23 protein-coding genes, 3 tRNA genes and 1 pseudogene are annotated in these 20,441 nt (G+C 60.3%); 14 read left to right on the top strand and 13 right to left on the bottom strand.

What is annotated here, in order from left to right; translation table 11 throughout:
• Positions 1–59 precede the first annotated feature (59 nt).
• Both F6X39_RS14965 and F6X39_RS14960 read right to left on the bottom strand, forming a co-directional pair.
• Positions 60–136 (bottom strand) — tRNA-Arg (locus tag F6X39_RS14965).
• 74 nt (positions 137–210) lie between these two features.
• A tRNA-Arg gene (locus F6X39_RS14960) sits at positions 211–287 on the bottom strand.
• Positions 288–410: 123 nt separating this feature from the next.
• Here F6X39_RS14960 and greB point away from each other — a divergent pair.
• Positions 411–980 (top strand): transcription elongation factor GreB, encoded by a 570-nt coding sequence (gene greB / locus F6X39_RS14955; RefSeq protein WP_184023299.1) that lies wholly within the window; start codon positions 411–413, stop codon positions 978–980.
• A gap of 133 nt (positions 981–1,113) precedes the next feature.
• On the opposite strand, the gene F6X39_RS14950 is transcribed toward greB, so the two are convergent.
• Together F6X39_RS14950 and F6X39_RS14945 are read right to left on the bottom strand one after the other, a co-directional pair.
• Positions 1,114–2,283 carry a porin gene (locus F6X39_RS14950; protein ID WP_187617170.1) on the bottom strand — a complete coding sequence of 390 codons (1,170 nt, stop codon included), beginning with the start codon at positions 2,281–2,283 and terminating at the stop codon, positions 1,114–1,116.
• Between the two features lie 525 nt (positions 2,284–2,808).
• On the bottom strand, positions 2,809–3,057 hold the full coding sequence (locus F6X39_RS14945; protein ID WP_187617169.1) for a hypothetical protein: 249 nt from the start codon (positions 3,055–3,057) through the stop codon (positions 2,809–2,811).
• A 392-nt stretch (positions 3,058–3,449) separates the two neighbouring features.
• Here F6X39_RS14945 and F6X39_RS14940 point away from each other — a divergent pair, with 392 nt between their 5' ends.
• Positions 3,450–3,653: a cold-shock protein gene (locus F6X39_RS14940; RefSeq protein ID WP_018421456.1), complete on the top strand. Its 204-nt coding sequence runs from the start codon at positions 3,450–3,452 to the stop codon at positions 3,651–3,653.
• Between the two features lie 331 nt (positions 3,654–3,984).
• Positions 3,985–5,133 (top strand): exonuclease domain-containing protein, encoded by a 1,149-nt coding sequence (locus F6X39_RS14935; protein WP_187617168.1) that lies wholly within the window; start codon positions 3,985–3,987, stop codon positions 5,131–5,133.
• 38 nt (positions 5,134–5,171) lie between these two features.
• Here the strand turns inward: F6X39_RS14935 and F6X39_RS14930 are convergent, their stop codons facing one another.
• Positions 5,172–5,768: a chorismate mutase gene (locus F6X39_RS14930; RefSeq protein ID WP_184023301.1), complete on the bottom strand. Its 597-nt coding sequence runs from the start codon at positions 5,766–5,768 to the stop codon at positions 5,172–5,174.
• 281 nt (positions 5,769–6,049) lie between these two features.
• Complete coding sequence (locus F6X39_RS14925) at positions 6,050–6,199, bottom strand: hypothetical protein (protein ID WP_018421453.1); 150 nt, start codon at positions 6,197–6,199, stop codon at positions 6,050–6,052.
• A gap of 665 nt (positions 6,200–6,864) precedes the next feature.
• Between F6X39_RS14925 and F6X39_RS14920 the strand changes: the two genes are divergently transcribed.
• On the top strand, positions 6,865–7,116 hold the full coding sequence (locus F6X39_RS14920; protein WP_187617167.1) for a hypothetical protein: 252 nt from the start codon (positions 6,865–6,867) through the stop codon (positions 7,114–7,116).
• Positions 7,117–7,557: 441 nt separating this feature from the next.
• On the top strand, positions 7,558–7,875 hold the full coding sequence (locus F6X39_RS14915; protein WP_187617166.1) for an acyltransferase: 318 nt from the start codon (positions 7,558–7,560) through the stop codon (positions 7,873–7,875).
• 536 nt (positions 7,876–8,411) lie between these two features.
• Here the strand turns inward: F6X39_RS14915 and F6X39_RS14910 are convergent.
• Positions 8,412–8,870, bottom strand: coding sequence for a hypothetical protein (locus F6X39_RS14910; protein ID WP_184041107.1), 459 nt, complete (start codon positions 8,868–8,870; stop codon positions 8,412–8,414).
• 662 nt (positions 8,871–9,532) lie between these two features.
• Here F6X39_RS14910 and F6X39_RS14905 point away from each other — a divergent pair.
• Both F6X39_RS14905 and F6X39_RS14900 read left to right on the top strand, forming a co-directional pair.
• A complete protein-coding gene (locus F6X39_RS14905) occupies positions 9,533–10,204 on the top strand; it encodes a DedA family protein (protein WP_187617165.1) in 672 nt (223 codons plus the stop codon).
• 47 nt (positions 10,205–10,251) lie between these two features.
• On the top strand, positions 10,252–11,283 hold the full coding sequence (locus F6X39_RS14900; protein WP_187617164.1) for an AI-2E family transporter: 1,032 nt from the start codon (positions 10,252–10,254) through the stop codon (positions 11,281–11,283).
• A 142-nt stretch (positions 11,284–11,425) separates the two neighbouring features.
• On the opposite strand, the gene F6X39_RS14895 is transcribed toward F6X39_RS14900, so the two are convergent.
• Both F6X39_RS14895 and F6X39_RS37605 read right to left on the bottom strand, forming a co-directional pair.
• Positions 11,426–12,109 carry an ureidoglycolate lyase gene (locus tag F6X39_RS14895; RefSeq protein WP_187617163.1) on the bottom strand — a complete coding sequence of 228 codons (684 nt, stop codon included), beginning with the start codon at positions 12,107–12,109 and terminating at the stop codon, positions 11,426–11,428.
• Positions 12,106–12,444, bottom strand: a complete 339-nt coding sequence (locus F6X39_RS37605; protein ID WP_187617162.1) for a nucleotidyltransferase domain-containing protein — start codon at positions 12,442–12,444, stop codon at positions 12,106–12,108. Before F6X39_RS37605 ends, F6X39_RS14895 begins: the two co-directional genes overlap by 4 nt.
• A gap of 555 nt (positions 12,445–12,999) precedes the next feature.
• Here F6X39_RS37605 and F6X39_RS14885 point away from each other — a divergent pair.
• From F6X39_RS14885 to F6X39_RS36805, 7 genes are all read left to right on the top strand, one after another.
• Positions 13,000–13,485 (top strand): SgcJ/EcaC family oxidoreductase, encoded by a 486-nt coding sequence (locus F6X39_RS14885; protein ID WP_187617161.1) that lies wholly within the window; start codon positions 13,000–13,002, stop codon positions 13,483–13,485.
• A gap of 271 nt (positions 13,486–13,756) precedes the next feature.
• Complete coding sequence (locus F6X39_RS37600) at positions 13,757–13,882, top strand: PliI family lysozyme inhibitor of I-type lysozyme (protein WP_143037115.1); 126 nt, start codon at positions 13,757–13,759, stop codon at positions 13,880–13,882.
• Positions 13,883–13,964: 82 nt separating this feature from the next.
• Positions 13,965–15,224: a putative Na+/H+ antiporter gene (locus tag F6X39_RS14875; RefSeq protein WP_187617160.1), complete on the top strand. Its 1,260-nt coding sequence runs from the start codon at positions 13,965–13,967 to the stop codon at positions 15,222–15,224.
• Between the two features lie 491 nt (positions 15,225–15,715).
• Complete coding sequence (locus F6X39_RS14870) at positions 15,716–16,021, top strand: DUF4148 domain-containing protein (protein ID WP_187617159.1); 306 nt, start codon at positions 15,716–15,718, stop codon at positions 16,019–16,021.
• A 385-nt stretch (positions 16,022–16,406) separates the two neighbouring features.
• The gene (locus tag F6X39_RS14865; protein WP_184027342.1) at positions 16,407–16,763 is read left to right on the top strand and encodes an HPF/RaiA family ribosome-associated protein; all 357 of its coding nucleotides are present in this window, start codon (positions 16,407–16,409) and stop codon (positions 16,761–16,763) included.
• A 126-nt stretch (positions 16,764–16,889) separates the two neighbouring features.
• Positions 16,890–17,861, top strand: coding sequence for a Tim44 domain-containing protein (locus F6X39_RS14860; RefSeq protein WP_187617158.1), 972 nt, complete (start codon positions 16,890–16,892; stop codon positions 17,859–17,861).
• Positions 17,862–17,981: 120 nt separating this feature from the next.
• Positions 17,982–18,245, top strand: a complete 264-nt coding sequence (locus F6X39_RS36805; protein WP_409259755.1) for a hypothetical protein — start codon at positions 17,982–17,984, stop codon at positions 18,243–18,245.
• A gap of 362 nt (positions 18,246–18,607) precedes the next feature.
• Here the strand turns inward: F6X39_RS36805 and F6X39_RS14855 are convergent.
• From F6X39_RS14855 to F6X39_RS36800, 4 genes and pseudogenes are all read right to left on the bottom strand, one after another.
• Positions 18,608–18,683, bottom strand: a tRNA-Thr gene (locus tag F6X39_RS14855).
• Positions 18,684–18,757: 74 nt separating this feature from the next.
• Entirely contained in the window at positions 18,758–19,774 is a 1,017-nt protein-coding gene (locus F6X39_RS14850) for a class 1 fructose-bisphosphatase (RefSeq protein WP_187617157.1), read from the bottom strand.
• An 85-nt stretch (positions 19,775–19,859) separates the two neighbouring features.
• On the bottom strand, positions 19,860–20,312 hold the full coding sequence (locus F6X39_RS14845) for a HigA family addiction module antitoxin (RefSeq protein WP_187617156.1): 453 nt from the start codon (positions 20,310–20,312) through the stop codon (positions 19,860–19,862).
• Positions 20,313–20,328: 16 nt separating this feature from the next.
• Positions 20,329–20,439 (bottom strand): annotated as a pseudogene (locus F6X39_RS36800) (type II toxin-antitoxin system RelE/ParE family toxin); the annotation flags it as partial.
• Between the last annotated feature and the right edge of the window lie 2 nt (positions 20,440–20,441).

Here is a 20,441-nt window from a genome sequence, read left to right as displayed (position 1 = left end):
GCACGGCATGGTGCGCCAGAAAAAACAAAGGGCCTTCCGGTTGGAAGGCCCTTCAGAGGTGGTGCGGCTGGCAGGATTCGAACCCACGACCCCTTGGTTCGTAGCCAAGTACTCTATCCAACTGAGCTACAGCCGCACGCAAAACGGTGATGCTTACTGTAAAAACTGATGAAACCTGAGAGCTCCCTGTAAGGGCGCTCTCGAATAAGGTGGCGCGGCTGGCAGGATTCGAACCCACGACCCCTTGGTTCGTAGCCAAGTACTCTATCCAACTGAGCTACAGCCGCACACAGAAACGAGATTATAGCCAACAGATTTGAAAAACGGAAGCCCATCACGGCGATTTGTGTCGCCGGCCCGATCGTGTAACCATTTATGAGATTGTTGCTAGTTGCTGTTAATGGATGATTATGAACAAGGCCTTTGTCAAAGAGTCGAGCGAAGACAACGATGACGATCTCGACATCGCCCAGCCCGACGTGCCCGCAGGCACCAAAAACTACATGACTCCCGCCGGTCATCGGCGTATGCGTGATGAATTGCTGCATCTGATCGATGTCGAGCGGCCCGAGGTTGTCAAGCTCGTGTCGTGGGCGGCGTCGAACGGCGACCGCTCGGAGAATGGCGACTACATCTACGGCAAACGCCGTCTGCGGGAAATCGACCGGCGCATCCGATTTCTGACCAAGCGGCTCGATCTAGCCGAGGTCGTCGATAGCAGCCGGCAGGAAAACGTCGACCAGGTGTTTTTCGGCGCGACGGTCGACTATGCGACCGAGGACGGCGAAGAGCATCAGGTGACGATCGTCGGTGTCGACGAGGTCGACCTGGACATCGGGCACGTAAGCTGGATTTCGCCCATTGCGCGTGCGCTGCTGAAGGCTAAAGTCGGCGATACGGTCACGCTATTCACGCCGGCCGGTCCGCAGCCGATCGATATTCTCGACGTCAAGTATCCGCTGCCTGACAGCGGCCGCTAGGCCTCTGGCGAGGACGTGGGCTCACGTGCACGCACGCAGGCCTGCGCACAAAGCGGCAAAAACCCACGTCGGCACGGACATAAAAAAGGCGCCGCGAACGGCGCCTTCTCTACTGCCAGTCCTTGCGCAGTGCTTAGAAGCGGTGACGCAGACCTGCGGTCACAGCGACTTGCTTGTTGTTGCCCGAAGCACCGCCCACGCCATTGATGTAGGCGTTAACGATCGAGTCTTCGTTTGCTGCCTGATACACGCCTTGCAGATACACGTCGGTACGCTTGGACAATGCGTACGCGGTTTGCAGGTTGACCTGGTTCCAGTGCACGTGCGAGCTCGACAGGTTCGCGCGCGTGTACGTGTACGCGCCAGCGATGCTGATTGCCGGCGTCAGCGCGTAACGGGCGTTGGCTTCAAAGTTCTGGAACTGAGCGCTGTTGGTCGGGAAGCCGACGCCGCTCGTTATGCCCGATGCGGACGCGCTGATACCTGCCAAGCCATGCAGGTTCGTCTGCGAGTACACGAGGCCGACCGTTGCCGGGCCGAACGCGTAGTTGGCGCCTGCGCCCCACGTTTGCTGACGCTGAGCGAAGAACGTGTTGTCGCCCGACACCGCGCCACCCGAGTTGAACGCAGCGGCTGCGCTGTTCGCGCCATTGCTGTTCAGTTGCATGTACGCAGCGGCAACGTTCAGGCCGCCCCAGTTATACGACGCGCCCGCACTGTAAGCGCGGTTGTTGGCGAAGCCGGCAGCCTGGTTCGAGAAGCCGTACAAGCCGCCAAACTTGAAGCCGCCGTAGTTCGCGCTCTGGAATTTGGCCGAATTGTTGATACGGAACGAGTTGTTCAAGTTGTCGTTGTCGAACGGGTGCGCGAACTGCGTGCCGCCGTATTGCGTACCGGTCAGTGCCAGCGGGCCGACGTAGTCGACCATGCTGTCGTATTGACGGCCGAGGGTCACGGCACCGAACTGGTCGCTCGACAGACCGACGAAGGCCTGACGGCCGAACAGACGGCTGTTCTGCTTGAGCGTGCCGTCATTAATGCCGAAGCCGTTCTCCAACGTGAAGATGGCCTTCAGACCGCCGCCCAGATCTTCAGCGCCACGCAGGCCGAAACGGCTGCCGTTCACCGAGCCGCTCGTCATCGCCACGTTGGCGCCGTGCTGGTTACTACTCGGATTCGGATGCTGGTTGTTCGTATAAGTGATACCGGCGTCGATCAGGCCATATAGGGTGACGCTACTTTGCGCGTGCGCTGCCGTTACGAAAACGCCCGACAGGGCAGCGACCATGAGTGTCTTCTTCATTGATATAACTCCAAGAGCGAGAGAGGTATAAAACCCTGGCTTGGGAGACCTTCACGCGAGCGCTGCGAGAAGCGGAATCCGCGTGAGAAGCGCGTTGACCAGATCCGCGCCGGTTTCCGATTAGGCAGAGTGTAGAGAGACACTTCCGGGAGTTGGCGTTCCGATTCGCGCAATAAAGTATTACGCGAGGAGAAACGATCGTTAATCGCCATTCGAGCCTTATGGATAAAGGCTTTGCGCCGACTGGGCGGATTCGGCGTCTGAATTTTCCTAAAGTGCGTTGCTGATTCGCGACACCGAACGATGCGGAAAAACAACGGGAAGAAATGCGGGAAAACGATTGTTGTTGTGGCGGCAATAGACGATTGTTAATTGTGTGAATAATCGAACTTGCATATAACCGCTATACTGTAACTTCTGCTTTCCGAAGCAGACTTTTTCGTTGACGAAAAAGATCTCCAAACCTTTGTCAGCGCGACCCTCCAGTCGCGCTTTTTTTATGGCGGACGAGTTTCGCGAATGTCTCTAATGAGCGGGCGCAGGACCTTCCGCGTCGTCCCAGTCCGCCTGCGCGGGCACGCTCCAGTCTTCCATCACATAACGGCGCGCATCCATTGGCGAGGAGAGCAGGTTCTGCCAGTGGTCTCCGTGCCACATTGGATCGAAGTCGAAAACGGTGCATGAATCCCCGATCTGTGCGGGCTGGTCTGATATGACCTTTGCGTGCGAATGAGTGAGCCAGGTGAAGAGACGGTGAATTTCCTTGGACAGCATGGCAACCTCCTGAAGCGCATCGCTACAACTGACTTGCATCATGCGAGTGAGGCGGCGCCGCAACAAGTCGGACAAACACTTACGCAAAGATAGACTTTGTTACATTCGTATTGCATATTTTCGCAAATTTTCCCGTTTTACGGACTACGTTTATTTTCGTTCAGGTAAATTTGACGCGCCGACCTATATCCGTGTAGTTTGAAGTCTTATCTTTTTATACGCTAAACGCATATGAAAAGTTTACTTGACGGTCATTCTCTGTTCCCCGTATAACGGCAAAGCCGAATTTGATTGGCTGTTTCTGTCTTGATCAGATATAGGCAACTGAATCGGGGTTAGATCGATTCGAGGGCAACGCCCGCTTTGGATTAATCACAGAGGGAAAACAGGAAATGGAAACTGGTGTCGTCAAATGGTTCAACGATGCTAAGGGTTTTGGCTTCATCACGTCGGACGTGGGTGGCGAGGATCTGTTCGCGCACTTTTCGGAGATCCGCAGCGAGGGCTTCAAGTCGCTGAAGGAAAATCAGCGCGTGTCTTTTGAAGTCAAGACCAGCCCGAAGGGCAAGCAGGCGGCCAACATTCAGCCGCTGTAAATGCGCTGGGCTGAGCGCGCCGCCCGCCCAGTCGGGAGCGAAAAACCCTCGCCGTCGCGCGAGGGTTTTTATTTTTATCTGGATGTCTCCCAGGTCGGATCTTCGGTAACTGCGTGGTTCAACAATACGCATTATTGTCGGAAGATAATCCATCGAAACGAATTGACTACGTCTGGATTAATGGTCTGGTTTAAGCGTCTGCGGGATTTCAGCACAAAATCGACGACCCGTGCCGACGCAGTTTCCAGCTGCGCACGCGGCGCTGTCTGGATGCGCAACGTCCAACTGGTGCATACTTGCCGCAAATTCATGCGCCCGAATCCCTTGTCCCATGTCTGAACTGCTTTCGCCGGAACCGGCACTCGATGCACCCATCGTTTTCGTAGATCTCGAAACGACCGGCGGCTCCACGAGCGAGCACCGCATTACTGAGGTTGGCGTCGTCGAAGTCGGGCTGGCCGGCGTCTCGCGCTGGAGCAGCCTGATCGACCCGCAGCAGCCGATTCCGTCGTTCATCCAACAGCTGACCGGCATCACGAACGACATGGTGCGCGGCGCACCGACGTTCGAGTCGATCGCGCCCGCGTTGTTCGAGCGTTTGAACGGCAAACTGTTCGTCGCGCACAACGCGAGTTTCGATCGCGGATTTTTACGCAGCGAATTTCGTCGCGCGGGAATCGCGTTCGATCCGGACGTGCTGTGCACGGTGCGGCTGTCGCGCGCGCTGTTTCCCGGCGAAAAGCGCCACGGTCTCGATGCGCTGGTCGAACGCCATGCGCTGGTGCCGTCCGACCGCCACCGCGCGCTCGCCGACGCCGATCTGATCTGGCAGTTCTGGCAGCGTCTGCCGACGCTCGTGCCGCTGGAAGCGCTGCGCGCGCAGATCGAGCGCACGACGCGTCGCTACCGGCTCGCCGGCGACATCACCGAGGATTTGCTCGACACCGCGCCGGCTGGCTGTGGCGTGTATGCGTTTTATGGCGAAGACGATGCGCCGCTGTATGTCGGTCGCAGCGTGCGCGTGCGTCAGCGGCTGCGCTCGCATCTGACTGGCGAGCGGCGTTCGTCGAAGGATATGCGGCTAGCGCAGCTCGTGCGACGCGTCGAATGGCACGCGACTGGCGGAGAACTCGGCGCGATGCTCGCGGAGGCGCAGTGGATCGCAACGCTGCGGCCGGGCCACAACCGCTTGCCGCGCGTGACGAAGAGCGATCCCGCGAACGCGCCGTGGCCGTTCGAGGGGCCCATCGTGTTCGAGGAGCGTGAGGACGCGCAGGGTATCTTCCACGTGGTCGATCGCTGGCGCTACCTCGGACACGCGCCGTCGCTCGTTGCGGCGGCGCAGCTGCATGCGTCGACGCTGGCGGGGTCGTTCGAACTCTCGACGTACCGTATCCTGCAAAGCCATCTGGCGCGAGGCCTGCGCGTGATGCCGTTGAGCGTGTCGCGTGACAGCCCTGAGTCGAGCATCGTCGCGTGACACTTATGCGACGTGCGCGCGCCGTGGCGTTATCGGAATCAGCCGGTGGCGCCGACTCCGCCCGTCTCGCACACGTGACCTAGTGCGTGCGTCAACGCGCTCGAATGCGCAGAGTCATAGCGCGTCAGCGCCTTCCAGTTAGCCAGCGATTGCGCGACCCGCGACGGACAATCGTCCGCCGCGCGCAGCGGCTGCACGCGCGCCAGACTCGCCATCAACGATTGTGTCAGCTTGTCGAGCTGCGGTCGGGTGCTGGTTGCGAGATCGGGTGCGGGACCTTGCGGTGGCTGGGTGCGACGCCAGTTCGCGAAGAGCGCGTTCTGCACGTCTTTGCTCGCATCGATCTGATCCTGGAAGAACGCGCGGGCGAACGCCGGGTCGACGTTTGCCGCCGCGGCGCGCTTTTCCACCTCGGCGAGCAGCGCGTTTTCACGCGGCGTATCGGTGATCGGCTGGTGGTTCGCCCACTTCCAGCGTGCGACCGGTTCCGCGAGCGCAAGGCGCTGCGAAACCAGCGCGATCAGGCTCGTGAGCGCGGTGTCGTCACCGTCGGCGAGGGCGGGGGCGGGCGAGAAGGCGAAGGCGGCGGCGATGACGAGCGCGCATGACGCGCCGAAGCGATGCAAATGATTCATGAGGTGGACGTGGCCGGGCGGCCGTTGACGGAAAAACAGAAGAATAAATGATGCGCCGCAACCTGCGACCACCGGGTCGATTCACACGGATCGTCGGGGCGAAGTGGGCGAGAGAAGGACGCGCGTATGAAGGCGCTCGAGCCGCGTGGCCCAGTGCAACTGCTGTGCTCAGGCGAACTGATCCAGCGTCATGACGGAGGTGTCGGACGCGTAATGAGGACGCGAGTATTCGCTGCGCGCGAAATCGACGAGCGCGATTGCTGCGCCGCGCCAAGGAACCGTTACTTCGGATCGCACGACTTGCGTTGTTCGTCAAAGAAAGCGCGAACATGCTCGGGCAGCTCGGCTCCCAAAAACTCGACGGCCACAGGTTCCGGATCCGGGTAAAGTACTTTGTCCGGGGTCGGAATCTTCGGTGGTTTGGCATCCATGATCTTTCTCCTTTGCGAATCGATTATCGGCCTCGTTCCCTGCATCGCACCAGTGTCCGATGCGAGTCATACACACTCTGTTGCTTTAACGGCACAAGCCGACACACCAGCGGAGGGATTGAATAAAATTTATCGTCTGACTATTGCCTGCGTTTCGCGGTCTGCCTGATCCGCTTAATTGCCAGCGCGAAATCATCTCCTTCCCGCTCCTTCTGCCAGTCCCTCTCGAGCCTTGCCCAGCCTATGCTTCAGCACGACCGATCGATATTGTCGCCGCGCTGCATCTAACGTTGTTGCATGACTAGAACGTGACAAACTTGTGCATTGTCGCATCGACAGGTTTTTCGCTTTTCCTGAACTGAACGTACGCAATTTGCCGATTGCATAACTCGCCGTCTAATTCTTTGTAAACGACCCATTCCCCATCGCGTTGACCGCGCAAAACACTATTTAAAGATTTGGTCGTTAATCAACTGACTGACAGGGTTGGCAAACTCATTCCCGCATTGCTGTGACAAAAGGACCTCATTTGGTGACAAGTCATGCGCAGCGCACCGGGCCACCTATGATTGAAGCGACTACTGATGGCTCGACGTGCGCTGGCAGACGGACACGCGAGGCGCGGCGCGGACGATGAGGTTCTTCATGTTCGGGGAGAGGTCGCGATGGAAAACGCTGTCTACTGGAACGGACGTCAGGTTGGCCTCGAATGCGCCGGCAGGATCTTGTGGTTCGCGTCGGCACCCGCGCAAGCGATAGCCGCATACGGCGCGCCACGCCAGCAGCCGAGCGCACAGGCCGATACCGTCGTTGCGCGCAACCTCGCGATGCCACGGTCGTACGACCCGCTCCACGTTCCCGACCAGGCTGGCCATGCGTTGCGCCACGACGTCGCGCCGGACGCGGCGCAACGCTGACCGCAAACGGCTGTATCAGGCCCGAAGCGACTCGTCGGCGCGCCCTCGAGACCTTACCGATCAAGCGGGGTGTTAGCGCACACACCGCGTCGCGGCGAACTTATACGATGCAATTGCCGTGCTGCCGTCGGCCTCTCACCCGTTGTCGGGCGAACCGGCAACCACACCCGCATCAGTCTGCAAACAGCCGATATCGAAGGCCGGCTGCGCGAGGAGGGTAGGCCTGTCTCGCAACATCGTTGCATCAACACTATTTGCCGCTGGGAGCCGCGCATCGCGTGGCCGCACCTCTTTTACCTGGCGCTGCGTCGTGCTCACTTGCGTGATCGCCGGGCAATTCAATGCTAAAGATCTACGGCCTGACTGGGCTGCGTGCGTTCGGGGCGTTGCTCGCCGTCGTTCATCACTTTGCCGCAACGAAGGGGGCTGCCACTGGGCATTGTGCAACTCGTCGATAACTGGGTGTGGGGTGTTGACATCTTTTTCATGCTGCGCGGCTTCATCCTTGCCTATACGTATCTTCCTTCGCGAGCGACCGCGTTCGGCTGGGTCGACTATCGATCGTTTATCGTCAAGCGGTTTGCGCGCGTGTATCCGCTGTATCTGGCCACTGCGCTCCGCGATGCCAATGCGGCGGTTTCGGCAAATCTCGTACGTGGGTCGCATATGCGTGCATTGATGCGTCGGATAGCGAAGCGCAGGACGGGGCGCGATGAGGCGCCTGAAATCTATTTCCACGTCACGCATACCATGCACTAGCACTTGCGTGGCCTCGCGCGAGCAGGGAGAGGAGCTTCTGGTTTCGGCCCAGTTTGGGTCGTTCAACAAACAGGAGTTGAGTCCTGAGCTCATTGTCAACGAGCGAATCCAACATCCATCAGCGGCTCTTTTAGCGGTCGCGGTTTAAGCGCGTACAGCACCGCATCTACAGCTCGTTCCCAGATGACCAGCGCGTTCCTCCTTGCCCGTCCGCTCAGGCGACGAAGTGTAGTTGAACGAGCCAGTTTCAGCGCTACGCCGGTTGAGCACCTTTCCTTACCGGCTTCACCTGAGTGGAGCGAAAGGCCTAGTCGCGAGTGGCGCGCTGGATTGCGCCATACCTATCAATGCGCGGATCTTTGCGGCAGGCCCACGACCGTAGATCCGCGCGACAACCTGGTGCTGTACGGCGTGCATGCCGTGCAGAAAGCGATTCAGCTTTCGGTGCGCTCAAGAATCGGTATAAGCGGATACCGCACCACTCCGAATACTCCACCAAATAAGATGTGACTGGCTTGAATTCAACCGGCCTTAACTCACGATGCACCACTGGCAGCGAGCTTGACAAATAGTCTGGCTGCTTCGTTGCCATGGGACAAAGCGCGCAGTGCAAGGGAGAGCGCTAGCTGTGCGTCGTGGGAGGCCGCGCTACGATCCTGATCGAAGAGCTTGACGGCGTGGCGCATATGCTGCGCCGCCTGCGTGTGAAGCTCCACGGCCGCCGCATGATGTTTTGCCACGTCCGCGGCACTTGCGCCTGAGCCGGTCGATGGAGGCGTTATTGATGGCGTATTGGCGCTGTGCGCGCCAGCGTCGTGTGCCTGATCGATCGCATGCAACGTGTGGCCATGGGCCATCATCGCCTGATGCGCGGCGTGGACAAAGTCTTGACCGTCATCGAAATGCCGCGACGCCTCGCGGTGATGTCGCGCGGCCTGCTCGTGGTGTGACGCCGCGGCTTCGAGATGACCTTTCTTGCTGTGCTTCGTGTTCATGCCGGCTCCTGTGCAACTTCAGGACTGGTTCGGATGGCGACCGATTCGAAGACACAGTGGCGGGTCGCAACAAGATCCTAATCTACACGCCCTTGCGCCTTCTGTGGCGTTTGCGTCTCGCGGAGAATCGTCGCGCTGTGGCGATCACCGCGCGGTCAGCATCCGGAGGATTTTCTGCACGATGCGGACTCGGCCAGGAGCAATGGCCCTTCGCAAAGATCGTAATAAGGACATTGAGATGTCGGCTTCGATCAGTTAACGGTCGATCACAGACTCATTTCTGCGCGGCGCTTCCGATTCCTTGATGTGTCTCTGCCCTCTGTAATGCCCAGCAGGAAGCTGTCAAACTGCTGACTTCGGCGCGGCCCTGTCTGCGCGGCTTTCACCCCTACCCGGTAAAGTTGGCGTACTGCCAAAATCTCGCGATGCGGCTGCACGCGAACGGCGGGACGACCGGCACGAAAGCATTGCCCCGACGGTTTCCGTCGCCGGCAGCGCCCGGCGTTGAGAAACGCGCGAAAGATGCGACCATACAGCCGTGGCCGGCTGCTCGCGACGTCAAGATGCGCAACGCGATTGCGGCCGCCAGCCACACAGTGCGGGACTGCTGCGCGCTTGCCGCTATACTTCCCCCTCCACCAACGGACACGTAGCCGGCACACATGGCCACGTTCGTGCAATTCGTCTTGCAACTGGACCAGGACCTCGAAGCGCTGCTGGTCCAGCATGGGCCGTTGGCCTACGCAATCCTCGGGGCGATCGTCTTCTGCAGTGTCGGCGTACTGCCGCTCGTCATTCTGCCCGCGGACATGCTCCTGTTCCTGTCCGGCGCGCTCGCTGCCGTCGGCGTGCTGCAGCCTGTGTGGCTCGCGCCGTTGCTGGTCGCGGCCGCGGTTGCAGGAAAAGTGTTCAACTATGCGCTGGCACGTGCCGTCGCGTCGGTATGGAACCCGAAGCGCAGCGGCTGGATCGACAAGGTGACTGCGCGAACGCGCGCGCTCTACGTACGTCACGGCGCCGCGCTGCTGCTGTACTCTCCGTTCATCGCAATCGTCCGGGCGGTCGCGCCCGCGCTCGCCGGCGCGACGAAGATGCCGTTTCGCCGCTTCGTGCGCTTCGCGACCGGCGGCGCGGTGATCTGGATATGCTCACTTGCGGGTCCCGGGTATTTTTTCGGCAACGTGCCGTGGGTCCGCTCGCACCTGCCGGCTGCGATGGCGATCGTGATCGGCGCGGGTGTCGTCGCGCTCGTCGTCAGCCTGCTGTGGCGAGGACGGCGCAAGCGCCGCACCACCGACCCGACGCTACCCGACGAAAAGTCCCGCTGCGACTGACGCGGCGGCCCACAACCCGCCAGGCAGCGCTGCTCGCGAGGAAACGCATGAACCCGGGTCTGCTGAAATGCACATGTGCGGCCGTGCTCGCCACACTGCTCGGGTGGGGACTGTATGTCGGCCGCCCCGTGCTGGTGCCAATTGCGTTCGGCATCATCGCGACGTACGTGGTCTTCGGTCTCGCCAACCTGCTGCGCCGTATTCCCTACCTCGGTGCACGCCTGCGGGACGGCCTGCGCCACGCGATCGCTGCGACGCTGATGCTCTTCACGGTCTACCTGTCGGTCGACCTGCTGCTGTCCGACAGGGACCGGCTGATGGCCGTCGCGCCGAAGTACGAGGCGACGCTGCTCGTACTGTTTACGAAGTTCGCCGCGCTGCTGCACATCGAAACGGAGGCCAACTGGGCTGCGATCCGCCGCGACCTGTTAGCGAGCGTCAACGTGCAGGCGATCATAACCGCCACGCTGTCGTCGGTGTCGTCGCTGCTCGCGGCGATCATCGTCGTGCTGCTTTATGCGACGTTCTTTCTCATCGAGCACGCGAAATACCGCCGCAAGCTCGTGAACTTCGCGGGCGACTCGACGCGGATCGTGTCGGTAATCGACGAGATCAACTCGAAGATCGGTGTCTATCTCGCGATGAAGACCCTGCTCGGCGCGATCCTTGGCATCGCGAGCTGGATCTGCATGCGGCTCGTCGGACTCGAATTCGCGGAGCTTTGGGCGGTGCTGGCCGGCCTACTGAACTTCATCCCGTATGCGGGCTCGTGGATCTCGGTCGCGGTGCCGACGCTGCTCGCCGCGCTGCAGTTCGGCCAGTGGAACGCGGCGATCGTGCTGTTCATCTCGCTCACGCTCGCGAACTTCGTGGTCGGCCATCTCCTCGACCCGTGGCTGATGGGCGGCTCACTGAACCTGAGCCCCGCGGTGATCCTGATCAGTCTGGCGGTGTGGTCGTCGATCTGGGGCATCGCGGGCGCCTTCCTCGCAGTGCCGATCACCGTCGGCCTGGTCATTGCGTTTTCCACATTCGAATCGACACGTCGTTTCGCAGTTTTCCTGACGAACGATGACTAACGTTGTTCGCCTGTCGGTGACCTCCATTAATTTCAGGGATACTTCGCGCGCGTGGCGCGCGCCTCATCACTCTCATAAAGGGATGCGATGCTGGCGAACCGAGGACGTATGTCCGCCGTCGGGAGCGGGTGTTCCCTTCGCGCTACAGCTGTAGGCCGCCGCCTCGAAGGGGTTGGGCGTCGCGGGCAATCGGTGCCTCGAGGAGACAACCAAACTCGCGGGCAAAGTCGACAGAGACGCGCGCGTGGACGGCGCCCTGCTTGTCAAAGAACCGCTGGGTTCCTTCGAGAGTGAACACACCTTCATGCCAGATGTTTGGATGGATGTAGAGGCCCTGCTGTCCATCAAAGCGAAAGCACACGAACTTCTCTGGCGCTATGTCGTCCCCGGGCAGCGCCAAGGGAACGTAGAACGGGCGATGGTCGAGAGGAAAGAACAGTTGTCCACCGTCTGGGTGGTAGTTCGCGTGCCAAAGCAGCATGCGCTCCGGTACATTGGTGTTGTCGTCACCGGCTGCTTCAGGCTCCACTGCGTACGCAAGGATGTAGTTGCCGCCCACAGCCTCGTTTCGACCGTACAGAATGTCCCCGCGCCATTCGCTCACAAATGTGCCTTCGGTCGTGCCTGCCTCATCACCGGTTCCAGGGTCAATGGGCCTTGCACCTACTGCCGGCCACTGCACAATCTCGATCGAACACTCGCTCGGGTCTGCTACAAGCCTGCCGAATCCATCAAGCGTTGTGGGGGTCGCATCGACCACGGGCATTGACACGCGCCGAAGGCCAGAAGGAAGGCTGGGATTGAGGTAATCGATTTCTTGGGTCATTGCGGCAGTCTACAGGAGTAGCACGTACCGACCGCCGATGGTCGAACAAAGAGTTTGACCGCCGCTTGTCCACGTGGAAACGGCCACTGGCACAACGTCGGACCTGACGTCGGAAGTGGGTCGGCTACGGAATGTCCTGCGCCTTCCAGACAAAAGACTACCAGGTCGATATCAGAGAGACGGTCTGCGCTGTCCTTTGCAAACGACCCCACAACCACCGCACCGGCGCATTCAGGCGATTCTCGAAGAGCATCGGCGATCCGAATGAGAAGCGCGATCTGTAATGTCGTAGAGGGCTTGTTTCGCGACCTTTCGAGGAATTCTTCAAAGCTCATCGGAGACCCCACAGGATTGGAAGCTTGTTAGCGGTGGTCCGTTGACGATACGTTCCGGCGCCAGCCTTCGGTAACTGGCCGCGTTAGCTTCGGGGCGCGGCCTGTCACATCAGCCGCGTCCGGCCGTCAAGAGACATTCGATTTGCACGATCGAATGGCGGAAGTCCGGCGTGGATTTGACGCTGAATATCTGTCCACTTCTATAAAAAAATCCGCTCAATCTCTTCAAACTGGATCGCGCTCGAATGTTGGTCGTAGCGTTGCGTCGCGCGCGTCGACGCGTGAGTTTCCGCGCTTGCAACGTCATCAGGCGTCTGTTCGCGCGAAGCGTTTGCGAACAACGAGGCTAAAACTTTCTTCTAACGTCATAGTTGACGAATGCATCAATATTGGGTGTAATATCACAATACGTCCCGGGCAGGTCGACTGACGACATAGCTGGCTGGCCATTGGCAGCCGGCGATACCTGAAAGGTTCCCTTGTAGCCTAAGGCGCCTGCTGGCTGTAGTTTCCCGACTCCTCGTTGGTTCTCGTTTAAATGGATTGAACGCAAAAATGAAAAAGATTTTGATCGCCGCCGCAGTTGTTTTAAGCACTAGCGTGTTTGCAGGCGAAGCCCTCGTACCGAAGGTCTATCGCGAAATCGCCGTGGCGCCGACGAATCAGCGCGAAGCTGAAATCGCGTCGCTGTTCGATCGGTGGAATGAGGCGCTCGCAACGGGCGACGCCGACTCCGTTGCCAGGCTGTACGCACCCGATGCCGTACTGGAGCCAACGGTTTCCAATGAAGTCCGCACGACTCCCGCCAGCATCAAGGACTATTTCGTGAAGTTTCTGAAGCTGAAACCGCACGGTACGATCAACCTCCGCGAGATCCGCTTGCTGAGCGACGATTCGGCGCTGGACACGGGCGTCTATACGTTCGACATGGTGAAGAACGGCAAGCATCAGAAGGTGCATGCGCGCTATACATTCGTGTACAAGAAGGTGGATGGGGAGTGGAAAATCCTCAATCACCATTCGTCGGCGATGCCGGAGTAACACTCCATTGAACAACGGGTCCGTGCCAGGCGATCAGATCTGAATGGCTGAGCGCGTTAGACGCCTCACGCCAATTGCTGCCGCGCATGCTTCACTCGCAGAATCGAGGGGAATTTCGGCCGCCGCCCCTCATAGATCAAATGAACCTGTCAACTGGCGATTGAGTCCGGCTAGCCCCTCGAGAAGAATTTAAGTTCAACGAATTCCAGGCGCCGCTCCGCCCTGTCGCCAGAATTCTGGATTGACACAATTAATTTGCACTACAAACCTCATGGCGGCCTCCGGAAACTTTCTCGAAGTCGACGCGCTCAGGATCGGCCTCCACACGGTCAGGCTGCTTGCCCGCGTCGATACCGATACGCGGCACGATGTCGTGGCTACGCTGAGAGCTGCCTAAAAGCGAGGCCAGCGATCCGGCCGGCGGCAACACCAACCGCGTGCGTTCCAGAGTCCGTTCCATCGCCATTCAAAGCGAACACATGCCACATTCAGTTGAAATCGCCGGCACAGTCATCTTCGGACTGGCCCTGCTCCATACGCTCCTTGCGAAACGCTTCGAGGTTCTGGCCCACCGGCACCCGCACCACGCGGGCCTGTTTCACTTTCTCGGCGAAGTGGAAGTCGTCTTCGGCCTCTGGGCCCTGATCCTGTGTCTGGCTATCGTCGCGCTGGCCGGTTCTGCGCAGGCCGTGGCCTATGCTGAATCGCGCTCCTTCACCGAAGCCCTGTTTGTCTTCGTGATCATGGTGATCGCCGCGAGCCGGCCCATTCTCGACGCGGTCACGACGCTCGTGTCGCACATCGCGCGTGTCCTTCCCGTCAAGACGGAAACAGGCGTCATCTGGCTTTCCCTGACCCTCGTTCCGTTGCTCGGCTCGTTCATCACGGAGCCGGCCGCAATGACGCTGGCAGCGCTGATCCTGCGAGACCGGCTTTTCAGGTCGCCGATCGCCGAACACTGGAAATATCTCACGCTCGCAGTGCTGTTTGTCAACGTGTCGGTCGGCGGCATGCTGACCGCCTATGCCGCGCCTCCGGTGCTGATGGTTGCCGCCGCCTGGGGATGGGACAGCGCGTTTATGGCGGCGCAGTTTGGCTGGAAGGCGGCCATCGCCGTGCTGGTCAACGCAACAGGCCTGCTGCTTTTCATGCACCGCAAGCTCCCGAAGCACGCAGAGCGCAACGACGCGCCCGCCGCCGCGGTTCCCGTTCCGACGGGCGTCACGCTGATACACACCGGCTTTCTCGTCGCGGTGGTGCTGTCGGCCCATCACCCGGTTATCTTCATCGGCCTCCTGCTTTTCTTTTTGGGCTTCACGCAGGCATACGAGCAGTACCAGTCGCCGCTGATGTTGCGCGAGAGCCTGCTGGTAGCATTCTTTCTCGGAGGCCTGGTCGTGCTCGGGGGTTTGCAGCGATGGTGGCTGCAGCCGGTCGTCGCATCGCTCGATGCTTACGCACTTTATGCCGGCGCGCTTGGCCTGACGGCGATCATGGACAACGCGGCGATTACCTATCTCGGCTCGCTGATCGCGGGCCTTCCGGACCAGGCGAAGTACATGCTGCTGGCCGGCGCAGTCGCCGGAGGCGGTCTCACAGTGATCGCCAACGCGCCGAATCCCGCAGGACTCGCCATCGTGCACAAGGGATTCCATGATGAGTCAGTCAGCCTGCTCGGCCTGTTGCTCGCTGCCGTCGTGCCGACGTGCGTCGTCTCGGCAACGCTGCTTTTGCTGTAGGCTGCCGCATCGCTGTCCGGCAGTGCGCCCAACTGGGTGCGATTCGATGGCGCGCAGTCGCAGGACGCCGGGCCACGATGAATAACGTCTTGCGGCGATAACCAACACCGGCCTGGATTTTGCACGAGACCACCACGACTGCGCAGGTCGCGGCCAGCGGCATGACGAACGCGCGTGACGGCAGCCTGCACTTAGCCGCGCAGACCGGCATTCCATCCCCCTTCCAGTATTAGCGACAGTTTCATTGCATCTTGCGCCGGGGCGAATTCGTTTCGCTCCGGCGTTTCGTCGTTTGTAATTGCTTTGCGCCGCGAGGTACCCCGATGACGTTGCAGATGCAGAAAGTATCTGTTGGGTGAAAGGGTATTGTAATGATGCGTTAAACCGATAAACTGGCTTCAACGACTAAGCACACAGGCTTCCGCCCCGGCGGTCGTTGTTTCGCTAACCCAGTATTTTCTGTTTCTGAAATTTAAATTGGAGAATTAACCATGTCTAAAACATTCATTCCGGTTATCGCACTCGTTTCGGTCCTCGCGCTGCCCACGATGGCATCCGCTAGCAGCAACGGCCCCCTCACTCGTGAGCAGGTGCGCGCGGAACTGGTCCAGTTGCAGCAGGCGGGCTACGACCGCAACCACGGTGACGCGCACTACCCCACGCACCTCCAGGGCGCGCTGAAAAGCGTGGCGGCTCAGCAGGCACTCAGTGGCCACGGTGGCGTGAAATCGGGCTCGGCCGCTTCCGGCGCACCGACCCAGGTGGCCTCGGATCATTCGATCTACAAAGGAAGTTAATGGGCTATCAGCCGGATGGCCGGGCGCTTTCAACTGCCCGGCCCGGTGAGCTCCGGCGAGCGGCATCGTCGCCGCTTCATCGTCTGCAACCGGGCCTGCATTCAGCCGCGCAGACCGGCATTCCATCCCCTTCCAGTATTAGCGTTTCATTGCATTTTTGCGCCGGTGCGAATTCGTCATTCGCTCCGGCGTTTTGTCGTTTGTAATTGCTTTGCGCCCACTGGGGTGACGTTGCAGACGCGACAAGTATTTATTGGGTGAAAGGGTATTGTAATGGCGCGTTAAACCGATAAACTGGCTTCAACGACTAAGCACACAGGCTTCCGCCCCCGGCGGTCGTTGTTTCGCTAACCCGTCTTTTCTTTCTGTTTCTGATGGAGGTCTCATGCAAGTCCTGTTCAAGTCCTGCGACATTGAAGCTGCACGCTTGCGTAGCTTCGCGCGCCAACGCACCCAGTTTGTGTTCCGCCGGATGGCCTGGCTGGTTTCCCGGGCCACCGTCAATCTCTCCGACGTCAACGGCCCGCGCCGCGGACTCGATAAGCGTTGCCAGGTGCAGGTGCAGGTGCCCGGTGCGAATCCGGTCGTGGTGACGTCGATTGCGAAAGACTGGCGCGGCGCCCTCGATCTCGCGCTTGCCCGCGCCGTTTCTTCGATCGTCCGCAGGCGCCAGGCGCGCCTCGCGAAGCGCCGCGCGAGTCAACGCGAGTGCACCTGGAGCGCTGAGCCTGATGCCGTCTAAGCAAGCCATGCATGCACGGCTACGGTGGCATCGTACGAGCGGTATTGCTCGCTATTTGCGGTCCGCGATGGAAAGACGCGTTCGGGCGACCTTCGCGAGTTTCTGTCCTACACGAAAGAGATTCTTATGTATTCGCACACAATCAATCAGTTGCGACGCCTTGCGCGTGTCGTGACGCGCGGTACCGCTGTACTGGCCATGGCGCTAGTGCTCGTCGCGGGCACTGTCGCATCCAACCATGCCGAAGCGAAGCGTATTGGCGGTGGTAGTAGTGTCGGCCGCCAGTCGCAGACGGCGTCGCCGTCCGGGCAAGGTCAACGGAGCCAGCAAGCTCAACCGGCGCAGCAGGCCGCGCCGGCGGCCGCTGCCGCGAAGCCAGCCAACCGCTGGATGGGCCCGCTCGCCGGCCTGGCCGCAGGACTCGGCATTGCCGCGCTGATGTCGTCGTTGGGGCTGGGTGAAGGGCTGGCCCAGATGCTGTCGAACGTAGTGGTGATCGGCCTCGTAATTGTCGCCGGCATCATGCTGTTCCGCTTCATTGCCAACCGGCGCCGTCCGGATCTCGCTTATGGGCACGACGCGGCGAACGGGCAGCGCATGAACGGCTCCTGGCTCATGAATCAGAGCGGGCAGGCGGCGCCTGAGACGAATTTCGGTGCCTGGCCGCGCACAGCGATGAATCCCGCCGCAGCGGCACAAACAACGACAGTGCCGGGGCTGCCTGTCGGGCTCGATCAGGCGGTCTTGCTGGCATCGGCCAGGACCTTGTTCCTGCGTCTGCAATGCGCCTGGGACCAGAACGAACAAGGCGACCTTTTCGAGCTGACAACCCCGGAAATGTTCGCGGTGATCAAGCGGGACCTGGAAGATCGGGGCAACCAGCCGAGCCATACGGAAATCACGCAGCTGGACGTGCAATTGTTGAGCACGGAACACAACGGCAGCGAAACGCTGGTTAGCCTTCGCTTTCACGGCCAGATGCGGGAAGACGAGGACGCGCAGACGGCGCAACCGTTTGAGGAGGTTTGGAACATCGTGGGCCACGGGCATGGCGACCCGGCCTGGCGACTGGCGGGGATACAGCAGATTGGCCGTTAGCATCGAGCGCGGTCGGAACCGGCAGCGGCTCGCTGCCGGTTAGCCCACAAGCGCTATTGCGCGACTCGCAAACGGCAAAAAGACCAAAATCCGACGTCACACAAATCTGGGACTCATTTTATGCGCCGAGACTACTTTTCTCTTTGCCTGGCCACTGTCACGATGACATGCCTGCTAAGCGCTTGCGCGGCCTCGCCGCCCAGCAGCCCGTCACCCGTTGTCGGTGCAGATCGCGATGCACATGGTTGTATTGGTTCGGCTGGGTATTCCTGGTGTGAATCCACGCACCAATGCGAACGTCCTTGGGAACTCGCCAGGCAGAAGGGTTTCGCGCTCTCCGCAGAACAGTTTGCTCACTACTGCACGACTGGATCAGCCGATTGATCAATGACTTCAATGCACGGACGCGTCAACGATGGCCTCGGGCGAGCAGCGTGCATGCTCGATAGAAATCGGCTTGGCCCCACTTGTCGGCACTGGCAGATTTCCTGATTATGCCGGCAGAAGGCTGTGTCGCATCCCCATCTCAAGGCGGCCATTCGGCCGACGGACAAGCAAACGGCAGAGCAGGGTCGAACTCGGCCAGATGCACCAGGCTAGGCTCGGCCGACAGTTCGTGAAATATTCGAGAACCTGGCCGTCCGAAAACACATCTAGTTGACGTGAAATGCCTACACAGCGCCTACACAGACGCCAGAAAACAAAAAGCCCAGTCGCGAGGACTGGGCTTTTTGCTTGAAACTTGATGGTGCCGGAAAGAGGAATCGAACCCCCGACCTTCGCATTACGAATGCGCTGCTCTACCGTCTGAGCTATTCCGGCATCAGGAGAAACGAAATTATAGGGACTACTTTAGTGCCTTGACAAGCCCCTTGAGGCATTTTTTTCTTTCGAGATCACTTCTTCGCTTCGAGGTGATAGCGGGTCACGCGATCGACCTCGTTCTTCGAGCCGAGGAACACCGCGACGCGCTCGTGCAGGCTCTTCGGCTGGACGTCGAGAATGCGCTTCTCGCCGTTGGTTGCGGCGCCGCCCGCCTGCTCGACGATGAACGCCATCGGATTCGCTTCGTACATCAGACGCAGCTTGCCCGGCTTGTCCGGCGTGCGCTTGTCGGCCGGGTACATGAAGATGCCGCCGCGACTCAGGATGCGATGCACGTCGGAGACCATCGACGCGATCCAGCGCATGTTGAAGTCGGCCTGACGCGAACCTTCCTTGCCCGCTTTCAGCTCGCCGATGTATTGCTGAACCGGCGGATACCAGTGGCGTTCGTTCGACGCGTTGATCGCGTACTCGCGCGTTTCGACGGGAATGCGCATGTCGCTTTGCGTGAGCACCCACGAGCCGAGCTCGCGATCGAGCGTGAAGCAGTTCACGCCGTTACCGGTGGTCAGCACGAGCACCGTTTGCGGGCCGTACACCGCATAGCCCGCGGCGACCTGCTGCGTGCCCGGCTGCAGGAACGATTGCTCGGTGGCCTGATGGCCGTCCGGGCAGCGCAGCACCGAGAAGATCGTACCGATCGACACGTTCACGTCGATATTCGACGAGCCGTCGAGCGGATCGAACACGAGCAGATATTCGCCCTTCGGATAGTTGGCCGGAATCGGGAAGAATTGTTCCATTTCCTCGGAGGCCATGCCCGCGAGGTTGCCGCCCCATTCGTTCGCCTCGAGCAGAATTTCGTTCGAGAGGATGTCGAGCTTCTTCTGCACTTCGCCTTGGACGTTTTCGCTGCCCGCCGAGCCGAGCGCATCGCCGAGCGCGCCCTTGCTGACGTGGTAGCTGATCGCCTTGCACGCGCGCGCGACGACTTCGATCAGCAGGCGCAGGTCGGCGGGCAGGTTGTTGGTTTCGCGCTGCTGCTCGATCAGGTACTTCGTGAGAGTGGTACGACGTTGCAAAGACATTGCTGTACTCCGGAAGGCTAGAAGAATGATGGGATTTTAACCGCTCGTTTGTGTCGGCTCCGTGCTTTTGGTTGCACGGCCGGCTTCAGGTCTTGCGGCGCGCCTTGGCCGAGACGGTTCCGCTGACGCTGGCCGCGAGGGCCGCGGCCCGGGCGTGTCCGGCCGGCACGCGGGGCAGTTTCGGGCGCTCGGCGCGCGGCATCGGTTCGATTTCCCGTTCGATCTGCTCGCCGGCGGCGGCGGTGGCGACACGCAGGTCGTAGGCGATTTGCAGATTGAGCCAAAACTGCGCGCTGGCGCCGAAGTAGCGCTCGAGCCGCAGCGCGGTATCGGCGGAGATTGCGCGGCGGCCGCGCACGACGTCGTTGATGCGCGGCGCCGACACCCGCAGCGCGAGCGCGAGCGCGTTGACGGACATGCCGAGCGGCTCGAGGAACTCGCTGCGCAGAATTTCGCCCGGATGGATCTCGGCAATGGCCGCGCCCGTATCGATGTCGGAGAAATCGATCCTGTTGAGCGCGGAGCGTTTGATGACCATGTCGGTCTCCCAGTAGTCATTGATCGTCGATGATCTCGACATTCAGCGCGTCCTCGCCGACGAAGGGAAAACAGAGGCGCCACTGCGCATTGATGCGGATGCTCCATTGCCCGCTGCGCTGGCCTTGTC

It is taken from the genome of Paraburkholderia sp. UCT2, from assembly GCF_014397665.1.
In the GTDB taxonomy this organism is placed as follows: domain Bacteria; phylum Pseudomonadota; class Gammaproteobacteria; order Burkholderiales; family Burkholderiaceae; genus Paraburkholderia; species Paraburkholderia tuberum.
Note: the sequence above shows the minus strand (reverse complement) of the source record. Positions and strands in the feature narration are given on the sequence as shown.